Source organism: Methylobacterium brachiatum (assembly GCF_020523825.1).
In the GTDB taxonomy this organism is placed as follows: domain Bacteria; phylum Pseudomonadota; class Alphaproteobacteria; order Rhizobiales; family Beijerinckiaceae; genus Methylobacterium; species Methylobacterium brachiatum.
In genome coordinates this window covers 85,424-101,632 of the sequence record NZ_JAJALK010000002.1, presented here as the reverse complement: position 1 = coordinate 101,632, position 16,209 = coordinate 85,424, and the positions used below count along the sequence as shown (strand labels likewise).

19 protein-coding genes are annotated in these 16,209 nt (G+C 71.5%); 9 read left to right on the top strand and 10 right to left on the bottom strand.

The genetic code is table 11. The features are described 5' to 3' along the window. Position 1: 1 nt before the first annotated feature. The 6 genes from LGR69_RS04210 to LGR69_RS04185 all read left to right on the top strand — a co-directional run bounded on the left by LGR69_RS04210 (position 2) and on the right by LGR69_RS04185 (position 3,579). Positions 2–535 carry a hypothetical protein gene (locus tag LGR69_RS04210; RefSeq protein WP_230365278.1) on the top strand — a complete coding sequence of 178 codons (534 nt, stop codon included), beginning with the start codon at positions 2–4 and terminating at the stop codon, positions 533–535. Beyond that, entirely contained in the window at positions 532–849 is a 318-nt protein-coding gene (locus LGR69_RS04205; protein WP_230365277.1) for an oxidase, read from the top strand. Before LGR69_RS04210 ends, LGR69_RS04205 begins: the two co-directional genes overlap by 4 nt. A 79-nt stretch (positions 850–928) precedes the next feature. Next, entirely contained in the window at positions 929–1,714 is a 786-nt protein-coding gene (locus tag LGR69_RS04200; protein WP_007562825.1) for a class II glutamine amidotransferase, read from the top strand. 160 nt (positions 1,715–1,874) lie between these two features. Next, positions 1,875–2,615: a NepR family anti-sigma factor gene (locus LGR69_RS04195; RefSeq protein WP_007562827.1), complete on the top strand. Its 741-nt coding sequence runs from the start codon at positions 1,875–1,877 to the stop codon at positions 2,613–2,615. A gap of 133 nt (positions 2,616–2,748) precedes the next feature. Beyond that, on the top strand, positions 2,749–3,162 hold the full coding sequence (locus LGR69_RS04190; protein ID WP_007562829.1) for a DUF1236 domain-containing protein: 414 nt from the start codon (positions 2,749–2,751) through the stop codon (positions 3,160–3,162). A 141-nt stretch (positions 3,163–3,303) separates the two neighbouring features. Further along, the gene (locus LGR69_RS04185) at positions 3,304–3,579 is read left to right on the top strand and encodes a hypothetical protein (protein ID WP_007562831.1); all 276 of its coding nucleotides are present in this window, start codon (positions 3,304–3,306) and stop codon (positions 3,577–3,579) included. 16 nt (positions 3,580–3,595) lie between these two features. On the opposite strand, the gene mscL is transcribed toward LGR69_RS04185, so the two are convergent. From mscL to LGR69_RS04155, 6 genes are all read right to left on the bottom strand, one after another. Continuing rightward, positions 3,596–4,024, bottom strand: a complete 429-nt coding sequence (gene mscL, locus LGR69_RS04180) for a large conductance mechanosensitive channel protein MscL (RefSeq protein ID WP_230365276.1) — start codon at positions 4,022–4,024, stop codon at positions 3,596–3,598. Positions 4,025–4,093: 69 nt separating this feature from the next. Continuing rightward, complete coding sequence (locus LGR69_RS04175) at positions 4,094–4,936, bottom strand: CDP-alcohol phosphatidyltransferase family protein (protein WP_007562835.1); 843 nt, start codon at positions 4,934–4,936, stop codon at positions 4,094–4,096. A gap of 6 nt (positions 4,937–4,942) precedes the next feature. Then, complete coding sequence (locus LGR69_RS04170; protein WP_230365275.1) at positions 4,943–5,653, bottom strand: phosphatidylserine decarboxylase; 711 nt, start codon at positions 5,651–5,653, stop codon at positions 4,943–4,945. A gap of 279 nt (positions 5,654–5,932) precedes the next feature. Continuing rightward, positions 5,933–6,949 carry a CYTH domain-containing protein gene (locus LGR69_RS04165; protein WP_230365274.1) on the bottom strand — a complete coding sequence of 339 codons (1,017 nt, stop codon included), beginning with the start codon at positions 6,947–6,949 and terminating at the stop codon, positions 5,933–5,935. 320 nt (positions 6,950–7,269) lie between these two features. Next, positions 7,270–7,680: a peptide-methionine (R)-S-oxide reductase MsrB gene (msrB, locus tag LGR69_RS04160; RefSeq protein WP_007562841.1), complete on the bottom strand. Its 411-nt coding sequence runs from the start codon at positions 7,678–7,680 to the stop codon at positions 7,270–7,272. A gap of 117 nt (positions 7,681–7,797) precedes the next feature. After that, the gene (locus LGR69_RS04155) at positions 7,798–8,991 is read right to left on the bottom strand and encodes a YihY/virulence factor BrkB family protein (RefSeq protein ID WP_039902842.1); all 1,194 of its coding nucleotides are present in this window, start codon (positions 8,989–8,991) and stop codon (positions 7,798–7,800) included. 121 nt (positions 8,992–9,112) lie between these two features. Between LGR69_RS04155 and LGR69_RS04150 the strand changes: the two genes are divergently transcribed. The 3 genes from LGR69_RS04150 (at position 9,113) to LGR69_RS04140 (ending at position 11,169) form a co-directional block, all read left to right on the top strand. Further along, positions 9,113–10,186: an apurinic/apyrimidinic endonuclease family protein gene (locus tag LGR69_RS04150; RefSeq protein ID WP_007562844.1), complete on the top strand. Its 1,074-nt coding sequence runs from the start codon at positions 9,113–9,115 to the stop codon at positions 10,184–10,186. A 109-nt stretch (positions 10,187–10,295) separates the two neighbouring features. Further along, positions 10,296–10,847, top strand: coding sequence for an RBBP9/YdeN family alpha/beta hydrolase (locus tag LGR69_RS04145; protein WP_050733559.1), 552 nt, complete (start codon positions 10,296–10,298; stop codon positions 10,845–10,847). 94 nt (positions 10,848–10,941) lie between these two features. Continuing rightward, entirely contained in the window at positions 10,942–11,169 is a 228-nt protein-coding gene (locus tag LGR69_RS04140) for a hypothetical protein (RefSeq protein WP_007562848.1), read from the top strand. A gap of 10 nt (positions 11,170–11,179) precedes the next feature. Here LGR69_RS04140 and LGR69_RS04135 read toward each other — a convergent pair whose 3' ends face one another. The 4 genes from LGR69_RS04135 to hisN all read right to left on the bottom strand — a co-directional run bounded on the left by LGR69_RS04135 (position 11,180) and on the right by hisN (position 16,179). After that, entirely contained in the window at positions 11,180–12,208 is a 1,029-nt protein-coding gene (locus tag LGR69_RS04135; RefSeq protein ID WP_230365273.1) for a YcjF family protein, read from the bottom strand. 361 nt (positions 12,209–12,569) lie between these two features. Beyond that, a complete protein-coding gene (locus LGR69_RS04130) occupies positions 12,570–14,015 on the bottom strand; it encodes a YcjX family GTP-binding protein (RefSeq protein WP_230365272.1) in 1,446 nt (481 codons plus the stop codon). Between the two features lie 189 nt (positions 14,016–14,204). Beyond that, on the bottom strand, positions 14,205–15,329 hold the full coding sequence (locus LGR69_RS04125; RefSeq protein WP_230365271.1) for a hypothetical protein: 1,125 nt from the start codon (positions 15,327–15,329) through the stop codon (positions 14,205–14,207). A gap of 61 nt (positions 15,330–15,390) precedes the next feature. Next, positions 15,391–16,179 (bottom strand): histidinol-phosphatase, encoded by a 789-nt coding sequence (hisN, locus tag LGR69_RS04120; protein ID WP_230365270.1) that lies wholly within the window; start codon positions 16,177–16,179, stop codon positions 15,391–15,393. Between the last annotated feature and the right edge of the window lie 30 nt (positions 16,180–16,209).

The window sequence follows — 16,209 nt, the reverse complement described above, 5'->3', positions numbered from 1 at the left end:
CATGGCCGTCGCTCTACAGGATTGGGAATCTCCGGGCTCCGTCGACGAGGAGCAGATGATCGCGTGGCTGCGCGACGTCGGGAGCCGGCCGCCGGCCCTGACGACGGCGGAGATCGCGCGCCTTCTCGACCGGACCGGTTCGCATCGCCTGCGCAACGCCGCCGCTCTGGCGCTTGCGGACCTGAAGGCGGACGGTGCCGCAGAACGCATCGGCGTGCTCCTCCGGCGGGCTGACGTCGCGCCGCAATCTGGGTCGCTCCTGTTCGCCCTCGACGAGTTGGGCGGGACGCTTTCTCTGGAGGGCCTCCTCAACATCCTGCGCAGCGGCTCCTTCGAGGCGCGGTCCGAGGCGCTTCACTTTCTGGACGCGGATCGCGTGTCGATAGCGGATCCCGAGAGCCGCCGCGTCGCGAGCGCTCAACTCACCGCACTCGCCGCCGGGCCGGATCCGGACGCCGCCGCCGCCGCGCAGGACGCCCTCGCGATGCTTCCGGATCGAACCGGCCATGTCGGTCCGGGGCAGCATCAGGCATGAGGCTGCTTGCGCCCTGGTCGGCCCTGAGCGCCGAAGACCGCGCCCTGCTCCGGCGGCGGCTGCGCACGCCGGTGCTGACCTTCCTGGCGCTGCTGGCCCTGCTCGCGGTCAACGTCACCTTGGGGGCCACCCTGCCCTTCCCCCAGGTCTGGGTCGTCGAGCTCCTCGTGGTCGCCGTGATGGTGGCCCTGATCCTCCTGGTGTCCATGGAGGTGATCCACGAGCCGCCGCTGGTGCGGCTGTTCTCGGTGCTCGGTTTCTTCTGGGTCGCCATCATGATCGGGATGACGCTGACCGATTATCTTGCTCGGTGAGCGGCGCGAAAGCCGTTGTTCGGGCGACCGAACACTCCTAAACGTTGCCCCTTCCCCGCATGGTCCCGGCATTATCCTGATGTGCGAATTGCTCGGCATGAGCGCCAACGTGCCGACCGACATCCGCTTCTCGTTCGCCGGGCTCGCCCGGCGCGGCGGCGACACCGGGCCCCATGCCGATGGCTGGGGCATCAGCTTCTATGACGGGCGGACCTGCCGCAGCTTCCACGAGCCGGAGCCGAGCTCGCGCTCGCAGCTGGCCCGGCTGCTGCGCGACATGCCGATCAAGAGCCGCATCGTCGTCGCCCATGTCCGCAAGGCCAATCGCGGCCGGGTCAGCCTGGAGAACACCCACCCGTTCGCGCGCGAATTGTGGGGCCGCCGGTGGACCTTCGCGCATAACGGGCAGCTCAAGGGCGTGAAGCGCCTGCCGCTCGGCAGCTTCATGCCGATCGGCTCCACCGACAGCGAGCACGCCTTCTGCTGGATGCTCGGCCGCCTGCAGGCGCGGTTCAAGGCCCTGCCCCGGCCCGAGACCCTCGACCGGGCGGTGGCCGACCTCGCGGGCGAGCTGCACGCGCTGGGCGTCTTCAACATGCTGCTGACCGACAGCCGCACCCTCTACGCGCATTGCGGCAAGCGCCTCTGCTATCTCACCCGCCGGGCGCCGTTCGGCACCGCCACGTTGATCGACGAGGATTGGCAGGTCGATTTCGCGCAGGAGACCTCCGAGAGCGACGTGGTCACGGTCATCGCCACCCAGGCGCTGACCCGGGACGAGTGCTGGACCGACCTCGCCCGCGGCGACGTCCTAACCCTGCGCGATGGGGCGATCCGCCTGTTGAGACCGGCCGGGCTCTCCTGAGGACGACTTGAGCGAGGGTGCATGCGCGCCCCCGATGCGCTAGAACGACCGTAACAGGAGAGCATCGACCGGACTTGAAGGGAGTTCGGCCGGCAAGCGATCCGCCTCGACCGTTCCGGACCGCAGGTCGAGCCACGATGAGCTGACGAGCACGACACGCATGAGCCGCGACGAGACCGACACCGTCCTATCCCAAGAGGACGGGCTTCAGGATGGCCGCCCGAACCTCGCGCCGAACATCCGCACGCATCTAGGCGAGCACTTGCGCACCGTCTACGAGCGGATCGGCGAAGAGGTGCTGCCCTCCCGCTTCGCCGACCTGATCGAGAAGCTGGAAGAGGCGCTGCGCGCCCGCGGCGAGGCGATCGAGCCGGAATTCCGCAACGGCCTGCTCGCGGCGGTGCCGTCGCTGCGCGCCTTCGCGCTGTCGCTGACCTCGAACCCCGCCCGCTCCGACGACCTCGTCCAGGACACCCTGCTGAAGGGCTGGCAGCACCGCGCCCGGTTCCAGCCGGGGACCAACCTCAACGCATGGTTGTTCACGATCCTGCGCAACATCTTCTACTCGGATCACCGCAAGCGGGTCCGCGAGGTCGAGGACCAGGACGGCTCCTACGCGGCGCGGCTGGCCACGGCCCCGCATCAGGGCGACCGGCTCGACGTCGAGGATCTGCAATCGGCCCTGGCCAAGCTGCCGCCGGACCAGCGCGAGGCGCTGGTGCTGGTCGGCGCCGAGGGCGTCTCCTACGAGGAGGCGGCCACGATCATGGGCTGCAAGGTCGGCACCGTGAAGAGCCGCGTCAGCCGCGCCCGCGGCCGGCTGGCCGAGCTGCTGGGCTACGACGAGGAGGATCTCGGTTCCGACCGGTTCATCCAGTCGGCGATGCCCAAGGACGCCTAGTAAACCCTGGGCTGCGTGGTCTTCGGCGCGTCGCGCCGGAGAAAGGATGCATCCGTTTCCGGGGATCGGGCGTTACCGGCCCGAGCTTCGTCGCCTCGTTGCGGCGGAACGCCACGGAACGGAGTGATCCTGTATGACCCTCAAGACCCTCATCGCCGCCTCGGCCCTCGTCCTGTCGCTGCCGCTCGCCGCCCAGGCCCAGGGCACCATCCCGGGTGCCGAGCGCGGCGCGGCCGCCGGTAACGACGCGGCCGGCCCGATCGGCGGGATCGTCGGCGGCGCCGTCGGCGCGGCCACCGGCACGGTCGGCGGCATCCTCGGCGTCGACATGGCGCCGCGCTTCCGCAGCTACGTCCGCGAGCGCAACGTCCGCTCGTACGATTACGACGGCCGCGTCGCCGTCGGCTCCACGCTGCCGGCCTCCGGCGTCACCTACTACGACGTCCCGTCCGAGTACCGCGTGCAGCCGGGCTACCGCTACACGGTCGTGAACGATCGTCCGGTCCTGGTCGATCGCGGTCACCGGATCGTCGAGGTCATCGACTAATCAGCCGGGCCGGTCCCGCGCCGGCCCACCGGGCCCCGGAGCGACTCGCTTCGGGGCCCGTCTTCGATCTGCGATCCGCGACGGCGGCGCAACGGTTCTCCGGCGAAGTCGTTGATCCGCCAAGGCATATGTGAGGAGATCATGAGCCAGGATCCGAGCGACCCCGGCGCAACGCTGCCGGAACCGGTGCGTGACCATCTCGGCCAGCAGCTGCGCGGCGTGCTGCCCGTCGGTCCGGACAAGCCCCGATTCCTCGGGGACGACCCGGTGCCGGACGCGTTCGAGCCGCAGATCCGCCGGCTCGAGACCCGGCTGAAGACTCACGAGGAGGGCACCGGCGCGGTGGGCCAGGCCCTCGACCAGATCCTCGACGCCCTCGGGGTCAATCCAGAGGATGCCGACAAGCCCAAGACCTGAGCGTCGGACCTGACCGTCAGGCCCGCGGCTTCTCGGCCAGGAGATCGCGGATCTCGGACAGGAGCTTCACATCCGCCGGGATCTCGGCCACCGCCTCGGGCTTCTTGGCCTCGGCATGCTGCAGCTTGTTCATCGCCCGGATCACCAGGAACAGCACGAAGGCGACGATCAAGAAGTTTAGGGTCAACGTCAGGAACTGGCCGTAACCCAAGACGGCGCCCTGCTTTTTGGCATCCGCATAGGGCAGCCCGGCCTGAACCTTGGACGAGAGCGGGATGTAGTAGTTCGAGAAATCGAGCCCGCCGGTGATCGCGCCGATCGCCGGCATGAACAGGTCCTGCACCGCCGAGTTGACGATCGCCCCGAAGGCCGCGCCGATGATCACGCCGACCGCGAGGTCGACCACGTTCCCGCGCAGCGCGAACTTCTTGAACTCTTCGAGCATCCCCAACCCCCGCCGGTATCCCAGGCCAACCTAGGCCGGAGGCGCGCGAAAGCCAGCGTCGGCCTCGGCCTATCCCCCACCGATCGCCGCAGGTCCCGACGGCTCGTCCACGGCGGCGGCCAGTTCGGCCTTGGCGCGGCGGCGATACTGGGCCGCCACCACCGGGATAGTCAGCAGGTAGCCGCCGCTCACGGCCACCAGGGCCTCGAACGGATAGCTGATCAGGATGCCGAAGGCCGCGACCCCGAACAGGAAGATCGGCAGGACGAGGCTGCGCGGCACCCGCTTGCCCATGGTCTTGCCCGAGAAGGTCGGGACCGTGGAGACCACCAGCAGGGCGATGGCCAGCACGTAGATCAGGATCGCCGGGGCGGCCCAGGTGTCGCCGCCCAGGCCGAGGAAGTGCAGGTAGAGGGGCAGCATCGCGGTCAGCGCTCCCGCGGGCGCGGGCATGCCGACGAAGAAATCCTTCTTCCATTCGGGCCGGTTCGGGTCGTCCAGCATCGCGTTGAAGCGGGCGAGCCGCAGGGCCATGGCGATGGCGAAGATCAGCGCCACGATCCAGCCGGCGGATTTGAGGTGGAACAGCGCGAAGCCGTAGAGGATCAGCGCCGGGGCGCAGCCGAAATTCACGAAGTCGGCCAGCGAATCCAGTTCCGCCCCGAACCGGGACGTGCCCTTGAGCAGCCGCGCCACCCGCCCGTCGATCCCGTCGAGCACGCCGGCCGCCACCACGGCGATGACGGCGGGCTCGAACTTGCCCTCGAAGGCGAGCCGAATCGCCGTCAGCCCGAGGCAGAGCGCCATCAGGGTAATCATGTTGGGCGCGATCATCCGGAACGGCACCGGCTTGAACCGGCGCGGGCGCGGCTCGTTCGGATCGGGCGCGAAGGGCGGGAACAGGTCGTCCATGATCGTCTAGATCCGCTTGAACTGCCGCCCCGGGCCGCCGCCGAGATCGGCCAGCACCGTCTCGCCGGCCACCGCCTTCTGGCCGAGGCCGACCAGCACGGTGGCGCCGGCCGGTAGGTAGACGTCGACCCGCGAGCCGAACCGGATCAACCCGAAGCGCTCGCCCACCGCCAGCGTGTCCCCGGCCGAGACGAAGCCGACGATCCGCCGCGCCACCAGCCCGGCGATCTGCACCACGCCGACGCGCTTGGCCTGCCCGGCATGGCTGGTCTCGATGACCAGGCCGTTGCGCTCGTTGTCGTCGCTGGCCTTGTCGAGCTCGGCGTTGAGGAACAGGCCCGGGGTGTAGTGGATCTGCCCGATTCGCCCGGAGACCGGCACCCGGTTCACGTGGCAGTCGAACACGTTCATGAACACCGAGACCCGCAGGGTCGGGACCTGCGGCAGGTCGAGCTCCGGGGGCGGCAGCACGGTGGCGATCAGGTTGACGCGCCCGTCCGCGGGCGAGACCACCAGCCCGTCGGCCACCGGGGTGATCCGCTCCGGGTCGCGGAAGAAGTAGCAGACCCAGAGGGTGAGGATCAGGAAGATCCACCCGAAGAACTGCGAGAAATAGCCGGCCAGCACCGTGAGCACGATGCCGATCAGGATGAAGGGATAGCCCTCCTTGTGAATCGGCACGAGCGTCCGGCGGATCGTCTCGATCAGGTCTGTCATTGCTTTTCGGACTCGAACGGCGCCGCTTGCGGGCGGACATCTCAGGACGCGCGGATGGCAGCCTGCCGGGCCGGCGTCAACTTTGCGGGGCGTTCCGAGGCTCTACCAGACATGCGTCATGGTCCCCACCCGCCTGCGGCGCCGGGGCATGGAAGAGCGTAGCCCGGCAGAGGGAGCCGGGGCGCCGCAGAGCCCAAGGGTCGGTCCGAGATGCGCTGCGCGCAGCAAAAAGGCCGCGGTGGCGCCCTGCCCCCGCGGCCTTCACGGAAATTCGGCGGATCAGGTCTGCTGCTGCGTCCGGCGGGGACGGACGGTCCAGCGCTCGAACACGCCCGCGGCCTCGTCCGACTTCGCGTCCTTGGCCTCCGTGGTAGCGTGTTCCGGCTGCTGGTGGATCGCGGCGCCGAGCGCCTGGGACAGGCTCTCGATCACGTCGTCGATGCGGGCATCGCTGTGGATGGTCTCTTGCGGCGCGGCCTGGGTCGGGGCGGCGCTGGGCTCCTGGGCGACCGGCGCGGCGTGATGCACGGGCTCCGGGGCGGGGGCCGGCTCGGGCTCCGGATGATGCTCGGGCTCCGGATGGGCCTCGGCGACGGGGGCCGCCGGGGGCGGCTCGACGGCTTCGGGGGCCGGAGCCGGGGCCGGCGGGGCGGGCGGTGCCGCGACGGGGGCTGCCGCGGCGGCCGGGGTCACGATCCGGCGCATGGCGTTCATCGCGCCGTCTTCCGACGGCTCGCTGGCGCGCGCGGTGCTGCCGTAGCGGCCGAAGCCGAAGCGCGGCTCGATCAGGTCGAGGACCGCGTCGAGGGCCGCGTTGCTCAGGGGCGCCTCTTCGGCCGCCGGCACGCCCTGGATGGCGAGCGCCTGGCGCTCGAAGGCCGGCTCGCTGCTGACCTCGCGGCCGAACCAGGTCGGCGCCTGGAAGGCGGAGGCATCGCCGTCATTGTCGAAGGCGACGCTGATCAGGTCGAGATTGCCCGGCGTGACGTAGCGGTCGATCGTGACCTCGCGCCCGCCGATGGTCAGGACCGTGCGGTCGTAGGCTGCCTTGCCGGGGCAGACGTCGAGCAGCGCGTCGCCGTGGGCGCGCGGCACGTCGGTCCGCTCCTCGACCGGGATGCCGTCCGGCCCCTTGTTCACCAGCACCAGCTGGCAGTTCTGGCCGTCGACGCGCACGTAGGAGCTGCGGCCCCCCTGCGCGGCGAAGTGGCCCTCGGTGATCCGGGCACCGCCCCGCTCCTTGCGGATCAGGCGGACCAGGGATGGCGCGACCAGGAATCGGCGAATGGTGCTCATGAACTCAAAACCCCTCCCGCTTCGTCGGCGGTGCGCCGATCCGGCGGACTGCCCTCAGGGCCGCCGGCCCGGATGGATCTGGTAAGTCGAACCAGCACTGACGGCGTATAAGCTGAGCCGCAACGCCGTATTGGCTCGGACAGGACCGCATCCACCGCCAATACCGGACGGCGACAACATGAGACGGTTAACCGCTAAGCAAAAACACGACGAAATCAAGACCGGAACCCGGTTGTGATTCGCCCGGATCCCCGCCTGTCCCCGATATCCCGTCTTTCAGCGCCGTTTTCCCAATCCAGATTAAACCGGCGCCGGGCGGCTCAGGCCGCCGGCTCGAAGTTCATCGCGGCGCCGTTCATGCAGTAGCGCAGGCCCGTGGGGGCGGGGCCGTCGTCGAAGACGTGGCCCAGATGGCCCTTGCAGCGGGCGCAATGGACCTCGGTCCGGACCATCCAGTGGCTGCGGTCCACCGTGGTCTCGACGGCGCCCTCCAGCGGCTCGAAGAAGCTCGGCCAGCCGGTGCCGGACTCGAACTTGGTTCCCTGCTCGAACAGCGGCTGGCCGCAGCCGACGCAGGTGAAGGTGCCCGGGCGCTTCTCGGCGAGCAGGCAGCTCGTGCCGGCGCGCTCGGTGCCGTGCTCGCGCAGCACCCGGTACTGCTCGGGCGTGAGCGTCGCGCGCCACTCGGCGTCGCTGCGGGTATCCGGGTTGGTGGTCGCGCTATCGGCCATGAACATCTCCCTTTTCGACAGGAGATATAGGCATCGCGCGCGAGGCCCGGCAGTCCCGCACCCCTGAAAACGGCTGCACCGGCGGCATCCTGTCGCCGAGTGCCGGCAGACGTGCCGCTACGCCGCCGCCCCGACCGTGTCGGCCATCCGGGCCCGGCGGTGGCCCATCGGCAGCGGCGCGCCCGTGGTGGTGTCGCGCCCGGTCTGGTGCTCCAGCTCGGCGTTGATCTCGCCGCCAAGCAGCACGATGGTCGACGAGATCCAGATCCAGGTCATGAAGCCGATCACGGCGCCGAGCGAGCCGTAGGTCTCGTTGTAGGTGCCGAAGCTCGCCACGTACCAGGAGAACAGCAGCGACGCGATCAGCCAGAGCAGCCCCGCCACGATGCTGCCGACGCCGACCCAGCGCCAGCGGGCATGCTCGCGGCTCGGCCCGAACCGGTAGAGCACCGAGAGCCCGGCGAGCAGCACCAGCAGCACCGCCGGCCAGCGCAGGGCCGCGAGCAGCCACGCGCCCGAGCCGAGACCGAGGAAGTTCAGCACCACCGGCACCACCACGATCGCGTTGAGCGCGATGATGATGAACAGCAGCGCGCCCACCGTAAAGGTCAGCGAGCGGATGTTGAGCCAGAAGAAGTTGCGCTTCTCCTCCTCCTCGTAGACCACGTTCAGGGCGTCGAACATCGCCTTCATGGCAGCGTTGGCGCTCCACAGCGACAGCAGCAGGCTGGTGAAGAAGGTCAGGCTCAAGGAGCTGCTGCCCTTGGCGGCGATGCGCTTGATCTGATCGCCGATCAGCTCGACCGCGCCCGAGGGCAGCACCGCGTGCAGCTGCGCCAGGTGCTCGTTGATCGCGTTGACGTCCGCGAACAGGCCGTAGCAGGTGACGAGCGCCGCGATGGCCGGGAACAGCGACAGCAGGGTGTAGAAGGTCACCCCGGCGGCCACCGCCAGCACCCGGTCCTTGTTGAATTCCAGGTAGACCCGGACCGCGATGTCCTTCCAGCCGGCCGGGGTCATCTCGGTGGGGCTGTTGGCCGCGCGCCCGCGCTCGGGCTGCGTCGCCGCGGTGAGCTGCGCGGCGCGGCCGGCGATCGAGCGCGCGCCGCCGTTAGCCGCCTTGTCGCGGGCCGTTTCGTTCGCGTCCGACGGGGTCCGGTCGGCCGGGGCCTCGGGCCGTTCGGGCAGGTCCGGCATGCGCCGCCGGGCGGGCGCGGCGGCGAGCGCCACCAGAGCCGAGCCCAGCATCAGGATCCAGAGGAGCGAGCCGGTTTCCGGCGCGGAACTCGGGCGGGGGGGCGACGCGGGCATGGAGGTACGAGACGGCCGTCCGCGCGGAACTGCCGCGCTCGAAGGCTCAAACGTCGGCGAAGCGCGGCCGTTCCGCGCGCGATGTCGGGCACGCGCGGCGTCCTCGCGCGTTGTGCATCCTATGCGCGATCAGCCCCGCCTCGGTTTCTGCTGCAAGTTCGTTCTGGACGAGCCGCTCGACACGCACGCCACCCTCAAGGCGGAGCGCGAGGCGACGCTCCACATGAACCTGACCAGCGTGACCATGGCGCATCTCGCCAAGCTGGACCCCGTCGCCCGGCATGCGAAGCTCGCCGGTCTCGTCGCGCACAACCTCGATGCGCTGGCCCGCCAGATCGCCTGGGTGGGGGCCCGGCCGCCGATCGAGCGCCTGCTGCGCATGGCGAGCAACGTCCTGCCCGGCTACACCCACGCCATCGCGCGCCCGATCTACGCCGAGCCCGAGATGGAGGCCCTGGTCGCGCGCGGGCTGGCCGAGGCCGGGGCGCTGGCGCGCCGGCTCGGCGTGCGGCTGAGCTTCCATCCGGGGCCGTTCTGCCTGCTGGCGAGCCGCAACCCGGCGGCCATCGCCAACGGCTTGTCCGAGCTCGACTACCACGCCGAGATCTTCGACCGCATGGGCTATGGCGGCGGCTGGCACCCGCACGGCGCCCACATCAACATCCATGTCGGCGCCGGCGATCCGGGCGTGGCGGGGTTCCGCGAGACCCTGCCCCGGGCGAGCCAGGTGGCCCGCGACCTCATCACCGTCGAGAACGACGAGAACGTCTTCGGCGTCGAGGCGGTGCTCCAGCTCGCCGACATCGTGCCGGTGGTGCTCGACCTGCACCATCACTGGGTCCAGAGCGGCGGCGAATATCTCGAGCCCGACGATCCCCGCGTCGCCCGGGTGCGGGAGTCCTGGCGCGGGGTGCGGCCGGTGGCCCATATCAGCGTCTCGCGCGAGGCGGTCTCGGCCGATTGCGACCCGGATGCCCTGCCCGATTTCCCGGCCCTGCGCGCCGCCGGCCATGCGGTCCGGGACCTCGCCGCCCATTCCGACATGATGTGGAACCGGGCGGTGAACGATCTCGTGGCCCGCCACATGGTCTGGGCCGATTTCGAGATCGAGGCTAAGGCGAAGAACTACGCCTCGACCCAGATCGCCCGCCACATCACCGACGCGGCCCGGGCCGCCCCGATCGCCGCGGAGTAAGCGACGGTCCCGACGCCCGTCCCGGAGGGCGGCGCTAGCGCCTTGTTCCCGCATGATGATTTCGGGAAACCGGATTCCACTTTTCCGCGTCATGCGCTAGGCAGCCGGCATGAAGACCGCCGATTGCGACATCCTCATCGTCCCGGGGCTCGGAGGCTCGGAGGAGGACCACTGGCAGGCCCGCTGGGCCGGCCGCCTCGCCACCGCGCAGGTGGTGACCCAGGACGATTGGCACGCGCCGACCCCCGAGGCCTGGTGCGGGCGGATCGCCGAGGCGGTGGCGGCCGCGACCCGGCCGGTGATCCTGATCGCGCACAGCCTCGGTGTCGTCGCCAGCGTCGAGGCGGCGCCCCGCTTCGATGCCGGCGTGGTGCGCGGGGCCTTGTTCGTGGCCTTCCCGGATGTCGAGGAGGCGCCCGGCCTGCCCGACGCCGTGCGCGCCTTCGCGCCGGTGCCGCGGGAGCCCCTGCCCTTCCCCTCCCTCCTGGTCGCCAGCCGGACCGACCCGTATTGCCGCTACGACCGGGCCGACGATTTCGCCCATGCCTGGGGCGCCCTGACGGTGGATGCCGGCGAATCGGGCCACATCAACGTCGCCAGCGGGCATGGACCGTGGCCCGAGGGCCTGATGCGCCTCGCGGGATTCCTGAAGGGGCTGTAGGACAGCGCGCTCGCGTTAACGCGTCGTTTACCCTCGCGGCTTCCAGTGTGGGCTTGGGCGGTCCTTCGCCCCGAAGGCGCCCGTGGAGAGCACCGTGACGCGTAAAGAGCTTCTGGAACGACTCGACCTAGTGCAGGCCGCCCTCGGGCCCCGGGCCCACATCAACTTCAACAGCTCCCTGTTCAACGACGCCGCGCTCCTGAAGCGCATCGAGGCGTTCGAGGCCAAGGTCGGCGAGCCCGAGAAGCCGAAGGTCGCCGACTACACCGGCAACATGTTCTCCCGCATCGCGAATCGCCGCGCCGCCACCGCCGCCAAATAACCGGGCCGGCCTATTTCGATTCGGGCTCTGCCGCGCGCAGCAGCTCGCCCGCCACATCGGCGAGGCGCGGCGGCGCCTCGCGCACGAACGGCAGCGGCCGGCAGACATTGAGGGCGGCCAGCCCGAATCGGGCGGTCATCAGCCCGTTGAGCACGCCCTCCCCCAGCTTCGCCGAGACCCGGGCGGCGATCCCGAGCCCCAGCACCTGCTGCATCACGCTCTCGCCGACCGCCATGCCGCCGGTGACGGTGAGATGCGCCACTGCGGCGCGCGCCAGCCGCAGGAAGCCCAGGAAGCCCGGCCGGCCCCCGTAGATCGATGCAATCCGGCGCAGCAGCCGGACGGCGGCGAAGACCACGAACGCGACATCGACGATCGCCCGCGGCGACAGTGCCGTCACCGCCGAGACCTGCTTGGCGGTGGACGCGATGGCGTTGCGCGCCTGCCGGTCGAGACCCGCCAACAGCTCGTGCTCGGCCAGCCCGATCCGATCGTCCACGTCGAGGATCGCGTCGGCGGCCGCATCGATCCGGGCGCGTCCCGGCGCCAGGGATTCCCGGTCGGCGTAGAAGGTCGAGAGCGCCTGGACCACCGCCTGTGCCCCGGTATGGTCGCGGGAGGCGAGCGCGTCGATCGCGGATTGCCGCAGCCGCTCGATCTTCCGCTCACGCCGCAGCCCGGCGAGCTCCCGCCCGACGATCGCCAGGAGCGCCAGCCCGGCGAGGCCCAGCAGCGCGAGCGCCACCCAGCCGAGCCAGGGGGCGGCCTGGAACAGGTCTGCGATCATCCGCTCGATCGACAGCCCGATCCCCAGCGAGACCAGCCCGCCGGCCGCGGTCAGGAACAGCGCCCCCCAGGGCGAGCGCCGCCGCGGCGCCACCGGCACCGCGACGCCGTCGGCCGCGTCGACGATCTCGAACGGCTCTTCCACGATCCGGGCCTGCTCCGGCCGCGCCGCGAGCGGCGTCGTGGTCACCCCCGGACCGGGCGGCGGCTCGGGATTGATCCGGAAGGCGCGGGGCTTCTGGCCTGAGGACATGCTTACGGCCTCCAGAGGGGGTTTTTCGGGTCTGCCCTCACGGCGGTGGGCTGTTGGAGCCGGTCGGTGCGGGTGCCGTCGCCGGCACGGACTCCAAGCTTGACCCGTCGCTTCGCGCCGGCCGCGACACGCCCCCTCTCCCGTGCGGGAGAGGGTTGGGGTGAGGGACCAGGGCTTTCCGGAGACGTCGCATCCCTCACCCTGTCCCTCTCCCGCACGGGAGAGGGGACCCGCGCCCCAACCGGCGCCGTGTGCGTCGAGCACCATGCATGTGAACGAGCGCCGGCACGCCGCAACGCGATCGAAACATGCGTCGACCGGTTCACAACGGCGGCGGCATCCCGGACAGCCACCCTCCCCATCACCCGAGCCTGTCGCCGATCAGAAACTGCATCGCCCGGTCGAGGCGGATCTGCGGCAGGTGGCCGGGGCGGCCGAGGCCGTCGGGGCGGATCAGCGGCGGGCGGAAGCGCGGGAAGCGCAGCGAGCCCGGGGCGACGGCACCCTCCAGCACGGCCTCGGCGCGGGCCGGCAGCTCGCCCGGGAAGACCGCGGCCTCGCTGTTGCCGTCGAACACCTCGTCGCCCACCGTCTCGCCGGCCTCGGGCGTCCCGGCGACCGCACGCAGGATCTCGGGCCCGTCATGGACCGTGGTCTCGCGGGTCGCGCGCACGGAGGCGAGCGCCACGGTGCCGACCCGGGCGCCGGCGGCCTCCGTCCGGCGCATGGCCCGGGAGACCAGCAGGCGCAGCAGCGCGTCGAGCCGGTCGTGGCTGGTCTGGTGGAGGTGGTCGGCCTTGGTGGCGGCGAACAGCACCCGGTCGGCCCGGGGCGCGAACAGCTTCGACAGCACCGTGTTGCGGCCGATATTGAGGCTGAGCAGCACGGCGTCGAGGGCCTCTTCCAGCTCGGCCAGGGCGGTGGCCCCGGCATCGACCGCAGCGAGCACGTCCACCAGCACGATCTGCCGGTCGACCCGCTGGAAATGGTCGCGGAAGAACGGCGTGACGATCTTGGCCTTGTAGGCCTCGAAGCGCCGCTCCATCAGCCCGACGAGGCTGTCCGGGGCGATGCTGCCGGTGAGGTTGTCCAGCGGCGCGAAGGTCAGGGCCGGCGAGCCCGCGAGGTCGCCGGGCATCAGGAAGCGCCCCGGGGGCGTCGTGGCCACCGATTCCGGGCCGGCGCGCAGGGCCGCCAGATAGGTCTTGAACGCGTCGCTCGCGCGCTCGGCCGCGACCTCGTCGAGGGGGCCGTTGGGATCGAAGCCCTTGAGCGCCTCGAGCCAGGGCGCCGCCACGGCATTCCGGCCCGGCCGGCGGGTGCCGTTGATCGTGGCGCGCGACCAGGCGGTGTAGCTCGTCTCGATCAGCGCGAGGTCGAGCAGCCATTCGCCGGGATAGTCGACCACGTCGAGCATCAGGGTCGCCGGGCCGCTGCGCCAGCCGGCGGCGCGCTCGTAGGCGATCTCCAGGCGGAACTGGCTGATCCGGTCGGTGGAGCGCGGCCAGCGCCTCGCCTCGGTGAGCGTCGCGAAATGCTCCTCGAAGGGGAAGCGCGGCACGTCGTCGTCGGGCTGCGGCACCAGCCGGGCGCGGCGCAGGCGGCCTTCCTGCGCGGGCGCGAAGGCCGGCAGGGCGTGCGCCTCCACGAGGTGGTGGATCAGCGCCGTGGTGAACACGGTCTTGCCCGAGCGCGCGAGCCCGGTGACCCCGAGCCGCAAGGTCGGCTGGATCAGCAGGTCGTGCGAGGCTTCGGCGAAGGCTTTGACGGCCGAGCCGGCGCGTGCGGCAAGGTCGGTCAGGGGCACGGGCGGGCTCGTCGTCTCGGGAAACAGGCCGGGCACAGGTGGCGCGGTTCGGGCCGAACCGCAAGGCTTGGCCGGCTCGGGCTTTCCAAAGGGCTTTGCCCTTTGCCGGGGTTCGGGGGCGGAGCCCACGAGAGGCCAGGGCTCCGCCCTGGACCCGCAAAAGGTCTCGGGCCTTTTGAAACCAGGACGTTAGGGTGTCGGTGTCATGGGCTTCAGGCGGGCGATGGCCCCCGCGACGAGATCCGGGCCGGCCCGGAGCGTTCCGAGTTCCACCGCCGACATGGCCAGCATGACCGGCGCCAGGTTGGGCCGCGGCGTACCGTCCGGCCCGAACAGGTCGAGGTCGTCGCCGGGCTTCAGCCCGACGCTGCCGCTGATCCGCGCCGCATAGGCCTGGATCCGGACCTCGTCGCCGGTGCAGAGCGGCGCCGGCAGCCGCAGGTCGAGCAGGGGCAGCCCGGCCGCGATGGCCGGCAGCTGGGCGGATTCCGCGACCATCCGGTCCGGGCTCGGCAGCTTGCGGTCGAGGAGCGCTGCGGGATCCGCGGCGCCCCGGGGCGCGGCCGCCAGCCGGGACTCGGCCGAGGCGGCGATCCCGGCAGCGATGTCGGGCACCGGCTGGAGCGTCGCCACGTGCGGCACGCGGGCGGCGGCCGGACGCGCCCCGGGCCGGCCGGCCATCCGGGCGAGCGGCGACCAGGGCTGCACCCGCAGGGCCTTGGCCCGCGCCCGGGGCACGCCGCCCGGCCGGTGGGCGGCGAGGAAGCGAGCGCGCAGGGTCCGGCCGAGCCCCCGAGGCGCCAGGGTCGCCGAGACCGCCGGCGTCGCGACCCCGATCGCGATGCCCCTGCCCGCCCGGGCCGGCGTCGCGACGCGGCACTCGGACGGCGCCCAGCGGCGCACGATGGCGAGCGCGTTGCGCCGGCCGTAATCGCGGAAGTAGCGGCGCAGCAGGCTCGCCGCCGCATCGGCCCCGTCGGCCAGGGTCGCGAAGGCGGTGTGGCCCTCGGCATCGGCACCGATCTCCCCCGGCCAGCGGGCGGACTTGATGCACCAGCCGTTGTTGAGCCGGACGCAGCGGGCGACGTAGGGCGGATCCTCGGCCAGCCGGGCCGTCAGGGCCAGGGCGCGCGGCAGAAGGCTCTCGCCCGCCTGAACGTGCCAGTTGGAGACGGAGCGTGTCGCCGGATCGAAACGCGGCGGCGCAGCCTCAGTCGGGGCGACAGCCGCCGCCGGCGCGGCCATGAGCGTGGCCGCGCGATCTTCCACGGCGGGCATCAGGCCCGTCAGCAGGACGAGCGCGTTCAGCAGCACGCGGACAGGCTCCCGCGCGCATGCGAATCTCGGAGCCGATGGACCGTGAGACGGTGCGCCCTCAAGGGTTCAGGACCTTCAGCGCCGCCTCGTGCAGGCGCGGGTCGCCGGCCGCCACGATCCGCCCGCCCTTGGCGGCCGAGCCGCCGTCCCAGGCCGTGATCCGGCCGCCGGCGCCCTCGACGATCGGGATCAGCGCGACGATGTCGTAGGGCTTCAGGCCGGCCTCGACCACGAGGTCGATCTGGCCCGCCGCCAGCATGCAATAGGCGTAGCAATCGGCGCCGTAGCGGGACAGCCGCACCTGGCCCTCCAGGGTGCGGAACCGCTCGGCCTCGTCGCCGGAGGCGAACAGGCGCGGGTCGGTGGTGGCCAGGATCGCCTGGCCCAGCTCGGCGCAGCGGCGGGTCCGCAGGGTGCGCTCGCCCGCCGGGCCGCGCAGGCGGGCGTGGCGGCCGTCGCCGGTGAAGCGCTCGCCGAGATAGGGCTGGTGCATCAGCCCGCGCACCGGCACGCCGTTGCGGGTCAGGCCGATCAGCGTGCCCCAGGTCGGCAGGCCGGCGATGAAGGCGCGGGTCCCGTCGATCGGGTCGAGCACCCAAACGCATTCGGCGTCCAGCCGCTCGGCGCCGAACTCCTCGCCCAGGATGCCGTGGCCGGGAAACGTCTGGCCGATCATCGCCCGGAGCACGACCTCGGCGGCCCGGTCGGCCTCCGTGACCGGATCGAACGGCGCGCCGCCGCGGGCCTTGTCGTCGAGGCCGAACTGGGCGCGGAAGAACGGCAGGATCGCCTTGCCGGACGCGTCCGCGAGATCGTCCATGAACCGCCCGAGTTCGACGACGCTCATCGGCCCTGTCCCCTGATCTGTCCGCGACCC

Excerpts from the sequence above, each read along its gene's own strand:
- LGR69_RS04195 (WP_007562827.1), top strand. The coding sequence starts at position 1,875 with ATGAGCCGCGACGAGACCGACACCGTCCTATCCCAAGAGGACGGGCTT.
- LGR69_RS04210 (WP_230365278.1), top strand. The coding sequence starts at position 2 with ATGGCCGTCGCTCTACAGGATTGGGAATCTCCGGGCTCCGTCGACGAG.
- LGR69_RS04165 (WP_230365274.1), bottom strand. The coding sequence starts at position 6,949 with ATGAGCACCATTCGCCGATTCCTGGTCGCGCCATCCCTGGTCCGCCTG.
- LGR69_RS04145 (WP_050733559.1), top strand. The coding sequence starts at position 10,296 with ATGAAGACCGCCGATTGCGACATCCTCATCGTCCCGGGGCTCGGAGGC.
- LGR69_RS04150 (WP_007562844.1), top strand. The coding sequence starts at position 9,113 with ATGCGCGATCAGCCCCGCCTCGGTTTCTGCTGCAAGTTCGTTCTGGAC.
- hisN (WP_230365270.1), bottom strand. The coding sequence starts at position 16,179 with ATGAGCGTCGTCGAACTCGGGCGGTTCATGGACGATCTCGCGGACGCG.
- LGR69_RS04190 (WP_007562829.1), top strand. The coding sequence starts at position 2,749 with ATGACCCTCAAGACCCTCATCGCCGCCTCGGCCCTCGTCCTGTCGCTG.
- LGR69_RS04200 (WP_007562825.1), top strand. The coding sequence starts at position 929 with ATGTGCGAATTGCTCGGCATGAGCGCCAACGTGCCGACCGACATCCGC.
- msrB (WP_007562841.1), bottom strand. The coding sequence starts at position 7,680 with ATGGCCGATAGCGCGACCACCAACCCGGATACCCGCAGCGACGCCGAG.
- LGR69_RS04175 (WP_007562835.1), bottom strand. The coding sequence starts at position 4,936 with ATGGACGACCTGTTCCCGCCCTTCGCGCCCGATCCGAACGAGCCGCGC.
- LGR69_RS04170 (WP_230365275.1), bottom strand. The coding sequence starts at position 5,653 with ATGACAGACCTGATCGAGACGATCCGCCGGACGCTCGTGCCGATTCAC.
- LGR69_RS04205 (WP_230365277.1), top strand. The coding sequence starts at position 532 with ATGAGGCTGCTTGCGCCCTGGTCGGCCCTGAGCGCCGAAGACCGCGCC.
- LGR69_RS04135 (WP_230365273.1), bottom strand. The coding sequence starts at position 12,208 with ATGTCCTCAGGCCAGAAGCCCCGCGCCTTCCGGATCAATCCCGAGCCG.
- LGR69_RS04155 (WP_039902842.1), bottom strand. The coding sequence starts at position 8,991 with ATGCCCGCGTCGCCCCCCCGCCCGAGTTCCGCGCCGGAAACCGGCTCG.
- mscL (WP_230365276.1), bottom strand. The coding sequence starts at position 4,024 with ATGCTCGAAGAGTTCAAGAAGTTCGCGCTGCGCGGGAACGTGGTCGAC.
- LGR69_RS04185 (WP_007562831.1), top strand. The coding sequence starts at position 3,304 with ATGAGCCAGGATCCGAGCGACCCCGGCGCAACGCTGCCGGAACCGGTG.